The 6,899-nt window shown below is 64.2% G+C and carries 4 protein-coding genes and 1 pseudogene; all 5 read right to left on the bottom strand.

Translation table 11 applies throughout. The features are described from left to right. Positions 1-579: pseudogene (locus PQR40_RS37990) on the bottom strand (hypothetical protein); the annotation flags it as partial. Between the two features lie 439 nt (positions 580-1,018). Continuing rightward, positions 1,019-3,190 (bottom strand): ABC transporter ATP-binding protein, encoded by a 2,172-nt coding sequence (locus PQR40_RS37985; protein ID WP_408511185.1) that lies wholly within the window; start codon positions 3,188-3,190, stop codon positions 1,019-1,021. Further along, positions 3,187-4,065: an ABC transporter permease gene (locus PQR40_RS37980; RefSeq protein ID WP_408235138.1), complete on the bottom strand. Its 879-nt coding sequence runs from the start codon at positions 4,063-4,065 to the stop codon at positions 3,187-3,189. Before PQR40_RS37980 ends, PQR40_RS37985 begins: the two co-directional genes overlap by 4 nt. Next, positions 4,062-5,072 carry an ABC transporter permease gene (locus tag PQR40_RS37975; protein ID WP_408337498.1) on the bottom strand — a complete coding sequence of 337 codons (1,011 nt, stop codon included), beginning with the start codon at positions 5,070-5,072 and terminating at the stop codon, positions 4,062-4,064. The genes PQR40_RS37980 and PQR40_RS37975 overlap by 4 nt, the downstream gene beginning before the upstream one ends. A 90-nt stretch (positions 5,073-5,162) precedes the next feature. Further along, positions 5,163-6,827 carry an ABC transporter substrate-binding protein gene (locus PQR40_RS37970; RefSeq protein WP_408511184.1) on the bottom strand — a complete coding sequence of 555 codons (1,665 nt, stop codon included), beginning with the start codon at positions 6,825-6,827 and terminating at the stop codon, positions 5,163-5,165. Positions 6,828-6,899 lie beyond the last annotated feature (72 nt).

Genomic DNA, 6,899 nt, shown 5'->3' with positions numbered 1-6,899 from the left:
GCTGCTGCCGCTGCTGCCGCTGCTGCCGCTGCTGCCGCTGCTGCCGCTGCTGCCACTGCTGCCACTGCTCCCGCTGCTGCCGCTGCTACCACTGCTACCACTGCTACCACTGCTACCGCTGCTTCCACCGCCGCTGCTACCGCCACCATTGCCGTTACCGCCGCCGTTGCCGTTCCCCGAGCCGGCAGCTCCGCCGGCACCATTGCCGCTCGAACCTCCGCCACTGCTGCCCGCGCCGTTGGCGCCGCTGCCACCGCCATGCCGTGCGCACCCCCCGACAGTGCTGGTAGTGCAATCGTGCGGCTGGAACACCAGGGCTGCGTCGTCGGCAATGGACGGTTCGCCCGGCGCCGTGCCTGTGGCCGCCGCACCTGCCGCCGAACCGTCGTCCTGCGCGACTTGCGTCGCGCCATGCGTGCCGCTCGCGGGCAATGGCGCATCGGCAAGCACGATCCACCTGGGGATTACATCGGTTGAAGCCGGGTACGCGACCTGGGTCACCAGCAAAATCACGCCTGCCACGACTGCCGTATTCCGTATAACCCCGAAGTAGTACTGATTGAATCTTCTGGTTTTCATCACGTCTCTCCCGAGGGAACGCCGACACCTCGCCGTCGCCATCTCTCACGCTGATTCGCTGGCGGCGGGCCTGTCTGAACGCGGGCCTCGTCGCCCCCCGAGTCTGTTTTGCGGATGCAAATCAAGCATCATCCCTGTCTTCCCGGTTCCGTGACCGGTGCGCTGACAAACGCTACGTGCGCTTCAGCAGATACCGTCCGGCGCGCGTCGTCACGTATCGCTTCTTGCTACGGCGATGCGCACAAGCGGCGCTTCCGATTCTCTTTCCCGATCTCGTTGGCCCGGAGTGTCTGGACAGTACTTAGCGATATCCATGCCATTGCCCGCAAAGCCTTGCGGCGACAGGTGTCGAATCGGGGTGTGCGATGCCCGGGAGGCAAAAATGCACAAAAACGTTTCGGCGATGAAACGCGTGGCCGGAGCGTCGCGTTATTACGCGTTATTCGTTACGCGCGGCGGTTTCCGGCGCGTTTTCCGAGCCGCTGCCGGAGGCCTTGCCGCCATTGTCGTGCGAGGCGGCTTGCAGCACGCGCAGTTCGTCGACGGGAATATGGCAGCGGATGCGATGCGCGGACAGTTGGGCAGGATCGCCGCCGCCGGCTTCGAGGAAAGGTGGGTCCTGCTGCTCGCAGATCGCGCCGAGCTTGCGCGGGCAGCGCGTATGGAACACGCAACCGGACGGTGGCGATGCCGCGCTCGGCAGATCGCCGGATAGCCGTATGCGGGTTTTGCTGTCGTGGGCATCGAGCGTCGGCACCGCAGACAGAAGTGCTTCGGTGTAAGGATGGTGCGGTCCGCCGAAGACGGCGGCTGCCGGCCCGATCTCCAGCAGTCGGCCGAGGTACAGCACGGCGATGCGGTCCGACAGATAGCGCACTACGTGCAGATCGTGCGAGATAAACACGTAGCTCACGCCGCGCTCGCGTTGCAGATCGGCGAGCAGGTTGAGAATCGCCGCCTGCACGGAAACGTCGAGCGCGGACGTGGGCTCGTCGCAGACCACCACGCGTGGCTCACCGGCAAACGCGCGCGCGATCGCCACGCGCTGCTTGAGTCCACCGGACAACTGACGCGTGCGCGATCCGAGATAGCGTTCGGGCAGGCGCACCGCCGCCGTCAAGGCGGCGAGCCGTTCGTCGATCGCGGCGCCACGCAGCGCGGTGAGGCGCGACAACGCACGGCCGATCAGCCGCTTCACCGAATGCGCACGATTGAGCGCTGAGTCCGGATTCTGGAACACGATCTGCAGTGACTTGACCTGTTCGTCGTTGCGTCGCGTGACGCGTGCGGCGAGTGGTGTGCCGTCGAGTTCGAGCACACTGCCCGCGTCCGGTGTGAGCAGGCCGAGCATCAGCTTCGCGAGCGTGGTCTTGCCGCTGCCGGATTCGCCGACAAGGCCGAGCGTTTCGCCGCTCGCGAGGTCGATCGAGACGTTGTCGACTGCGCGCAGCGGGGCGCCGGATACGTGGAATGTCTTCGAGAGTTTTTCCGCGCGCAGCACGAGAGCAGCGCGCTCGCCGTCACGCGGCACATCGCCATGCCGGGGCAATATTTCTGCGGCCGCATGCGGCAGTTCGATGGCGCGTTCGTGATAATGGCAGCGCGACATCTGATCGCCATGCGCGGCGCTCACGCGATACGGCGGCGGTGCTTCACGGTGGCAGCGGTCGTCGGCGAGGCGGCAACGGTCCGCGTAAATACAGCCTTGTGTGACCGAACCGGGCAAAGGCAGATGGCCCGCAATGGTATCGAGCCGCTCGGTGTCCTTGCTGCGCCCCGCGCTCGGCAGGCAGCGCAGCAGTCCAACCGTATAGGGATGACGCGGCCGCGCGAACACGTCCTGGGTTGCGCCTTCCTCGACCAGCTTGCCTGCATACAGCACGCCAACGCGCTCGCACATCCGCCCGATCACTGCGAGGTTGTGGCTGATGAACAGCACGGCCGTGCCGAGTTCTTCGCGTAGTTGCGCCACCAGATCGAGCACTTCGGCTTCGACGGTGGCGTCGAGCCCGGTGGTCGGTTCGTCGAGAATCAGCAAGGCCGGATTCGAGGCGAGCGCCATCGCGATCACAACTCGCTGCTGCATGCCGCCCGACAACTGATGCGGATAGCTGTCCATCACGCGTTCGGGTGCGGCGATGCGTACACGCTGCAGCATCTCGACCGTGCGCTGCGCCGCTTCGTCACGCGAGACGCCGGCCGCTTCGAATGCTTCCGTGACTTGCCGCGCGATCGTCAGTGACGGATTCAACGCCCGCCCCGGATCCTGATAGACCATCGAAATCGCGTTCGCGCGCATCGTGCGCAACGCGTCGGCGTCGAGCTTCTGCACGTCCTGGCCGGCGATGATGATCTTGCCGGCCTTCACTTTGCCGTTGCGTGGCAGATAGCGCAGCGCCGCCATCGCGACGGTCGATTTACCACACCCCGATTCGCCGACGAGGCCATACGCTTCGCCCCGTCGCACGCGAAACGACACGTCCTGCAGCACTTCACGATCGCGTCCACGCATCCGGTACGTGACCGTCAGCCCGACGACGGTCAGCGCATCCGTGCGATCGCTCTTCGATACGTCGAAGGCGGGGAACGAGGCGGGCGGCGGGCCGTTCATCGGTCGAGCACTCCTTGCACACTATCGGCGATCAGATTCACGCCGACCACGAGCGAGGCGATGGCGCCGGCTGCGAACACGACAGTCCACCATGCACCGCCCGCCATCAGCGTGTACGACTCGGAGAGCGCGAGCCCCCAGTCGGCGGAAGGCGGCTGAATGCCGAAGCCGAGAAACGACAGCGTCGCAACCGCGAAAATGGCATACCCGAGCCGCACGGTCGCCTCAACGATGATTGGCGGCAGCACGTTCGGCAAAATCTCCGCGAACATGATGTACGGTGCGCGTTCGCCGCGCAGTTGCGCCGCGGCGACGTAGTCCAGATGCCGTTCGGCGAACACGGCGGCCCGTACCGTACGTGCAGTGATCGGCGTGAAAGTGATGCCGATCACGAGGATCACGGTGAAGTTCGATGCACCGACCGCGGCCAGTGCGAGCAACGCGACGATCACGAGCGGCAGCGCGAGCACGGCATCGATCGCGCGGCCCACTACGTTGTCGACCCAGCCTTCGAAGTAGCCGACGATCAGTCCTAGCGCCGTGCCCGCGAGCGTGCCGAGCAGGGTCGCCAATGGCGCGATGGTCAGAATGTCGCGCGCGCCGACGATTACCCGCGAAAACACGTCACGGCCGAGCTGATCGGTGCCGAACCAGTGGGTGCTGTCGGGCGGCATGAGTGAGTTGAGCGGGTCGGATGCGTACGGGTCGATCCGCACGATCCATTGCCCGGCGATCGCGCAGACAATCCACCATCCAACGATCAGCACGCCCACCACAAACGTGGGCGAGCGCAGCAGCACGCGCAACTGATCGAAGCGCGGTTCAGTCGCCGGGCGTGGCGCAGGCGGCGCGGCCGGCGGAACGATGGTGCTCATTCGGCGCTCCTCACCCGCAGCCGCGGATTGAGCAGGACATGCAGCGCATCGGCGACGAGATTGGCGACGGTGTAGACCACGCCGATCGTTAGCACGCCCGCTTCGAGCATCGGAAAATCCTTGGCCTTGGCGGCGTTGTAGATCAACGAGCCGATACCTTGATAGTGGAACAGTGTCTCGACCACCACGAGACCGCCGATCATATAGCCGAGCTGCGTCGCGGCGACGGTGATAGTTGGCAGCAGCGCATTGCGCAATACGTGCCGCCAGATCACGGTACGGCGCGGCAAGCCTTTGAGGATCGCAGTGCGGGTGTAGTCCGCATCGAGCGCTTCGACCGTACCTGCGCGCGCCATCCGCGCGATGTAGCCGAAAAACACCAGCACCAGCGGTAGCACCGGCAGAATCAGATGGCGTAATTGTTCGAGTGCGCTCGCTTCGGGTGGATACGACGCTTCGATCGGCAGCCACCTGAGCCACACGCCGAACACCAGAATCAGCACGATCGACGAGACGAACTCCGGCACCACGGTCGCCGACAAACCGGCGATGCTGATGGTGCGATCAAGCCAGCGTCCCGCGTGCATGGCCGACCACACGCCACCCGCAATGCCGAGCGGCACGACGACGATAAATGCGAGCAGGCCGAGCTTGGCCGAATGCGCCAGAGCGTCGGCGATAAACGGCCCGACCGGTTCGCGGTACGCATAGGAGAGCCCCATATCGCCGCGCACGAAATGCGAAATCCACTCGACATATTGCGTCATGAGCGGCCGGTCCGCGCCGAGTTGATGATTGAGCGCTGCGACCGCACGCGCATCGGCGAGCGGCCCGAGTACCGCGCGGCCGATATCGCCAGGCAGCAACTGGCCGCCCGCGAACACGATCACCGACAGCAGCCACAGTGTAATCAACGACAAACCGACCCGCGTCGCCAGAAAACGCACGACGCGGCCCGCGTTGCCGCTTGAGACCGATGAAGCGGAAGGGGTCACCGTGGTCGACATCGTGATCTCCTGCCGAAGAAGCGCCGTGCGCTCATACGTTCAACGGCTTTCGCGTTCACAGCTTTTGTGTTCACGGCCTTTGCGTTCAAATTACGCGCTCAACACCGCGCGGTCGAAATAGAGTTGTGCGAGCGCGGTGAAGCGCACGCCGTTCACACCCTTGCGCATGGCGATCAGTTGATCGTAAAAGAATGGGATGATCACCGGTGTCTCGTCGAGCAGTAACGTCTGGATTTGCCCGGAGATTTTCCGCTGCGTGCCCAGATCGATCGCCGCGACGAACTGCGCGACCAGTTGATCGTACTGTGGATTCCTGAAGTGGGCGGCATTCCATGTGCCGGTGCTGGTGAGCGGCGCGTTCAGAAACACGTTCGGTACGCCGCGATGGCCGTAATCGGTGATGCCGAGCGGCGAGTCGAGCCAATCCGACTTGCCCGGCGTGCCCGCACCGTAGTACAGCGACTGGCTTTCCACTTTCAGATTGATGCGCACGCCGATCGCCTTCGCCGCGTTCTGAACGACCACCGCGAGATCGGGAATCTCCATGTACTTCTCGGTGGTCAGCGTGACGTCGAAACCGTTCGGCACGCCTGCTTGCGCAAGCAGTTGCTTCGCTTTCGCGACATCGATCTTTCGTTGCGCGACGCCTGCATCGGAGGACGGAAACACGGGGGCGAACGGACTGTCGTTACCGAGCTGCGCGCGGCCTTTGAACAGGCCACGCACGAGTATGTCGCGGTCGAGCGACAACGCCATCGCCTGACGCACGCGCTTGTCCTTGAACAGCGGGTTGTCATTGCGCATATGAATCTGGCGATGCGCGCTCGACTTCACGCCGACTGCCTTGTAGTCCGGATTGTTCAGAATACCGGCGCCGCCCTGCACGGTGAAGGTCCCCATCACGTCAGCCTGATGGCCCTGCAGCGCGAGCAATTGCGCCTGTTCATCGGCGTAGAACGAGAACTGTACGCGTTGCGGTAACGCTTTGTCGCCCCAGTAATCGGGATTACGCACGAACGATGCGCCGACCTTCGCCTGATACTTTTCGAGCTTGAACGGACCGGTACCGATAAAGCTCTTTTCATAACCACCCGCATAGTTCGCGGGCAGGATCACGGCGTTGTAATTGTCCGAGGAAACGTAGTACGGGAAGTTGCCGTTCGGTGCATCGAGATGGAAGGCGACCGTGTGCTCGTCGACCACCTTCGCAGCGCCTTTCGACAGGACGCCCTTGAGCACCGAGAGCGCTGCCGAACCGCTTGCCGGATCGGCGAGACGATCGAAGGTGGCGACGACGTCTTTGGCGGTGAACGCCTGGCCGTCGTGGAACTTGACGTTCGGGCGTAGCTTGAAGGTCCACACGTCGCCCTTCTCGTTCGGCTTCCACGACAAGGCGAGCGCCGGCTTCAGTACGAGCTTTTCGCCGTCGTCGTCGATCAGGAATTCGCCCGTCTGGTTCAGCAGCGCGAGACTCGCGGCATCGGTCACGGTGAGCGGGTCGACCGCGCCGGCCGGCGTCAGATGGGCCACGCGGATCGTCTGGTTAGACGAACTCGGCGCGCCTTGCGCACGTGCCTGCGGCGTATTCAGAACGCCGCCGCCAGCCAGCGACAAACCGATTACGCTCGCGTAGCGCAGCAGGTCGCGGCGTGTGATGCGGCTGGCGATGAATTCGTCGATAGCGTGGTTGCCGTAGGCGTCGGCGGTGCGGCGGGCTAGGTCGAGTTCGAGAAATCGGTCCGCGGGAGTCTTCATCTATGGAGTGTCCAGTCCGTTCTGCTGTCGGTTCTGAAGGGCCGCGCCGGATGCTCGCGACAGGGCGACTTA

Origin of the sequence: Paraburkholderia sediminicola (genome assembly GCF_046026855.1) — a bacterium.
Classification (GTDB): domain Bacteria; phylum Pseudomonadota; class Gammaproteobacteria; order Burkholderiales; family Burkholderiaceae; genus Paraburkholderia; species Paraburkholderia sediminicola_A.
Note: the sequence above shows the minus strand (reverse complement) of the source record. Positions and strands in the feature narration are given on the sequence as shown.

Bases quoted from the DNA above. Each gene is read 5' to 3' on its own strand.
- PQR40_RS37980 (WP_408235138.1), bottom strand. From the start codon at position 4,065: ATGAGCACCATCGTTCCGCCGGCCGCGCCGCCTGCGCCACGCCCGGCG.
- PQR40_RS37975 (WP_408337498.1), bottom strand. From the start codon at position 5,072: ATGTCGACCACGGTGACCCCTTCCGCTTCATCGGTCTCAAGCGGCAAC.
- PQR40_RS37985 (WP_408511185.1), bottom strand. From the start codon at position 3,190: ATGAACGGCCCGCCGCCCGCCTCGTTCCCCGCCTTCGACGTATCGAAG.
- PQR40_RS37970 (WP_408511184.1), bottom strand. From the start codon at position 6,827: ATGAAGACTCCCGCGGACCGATTTCTCGAACTCGACCTAGCCCGCCGC.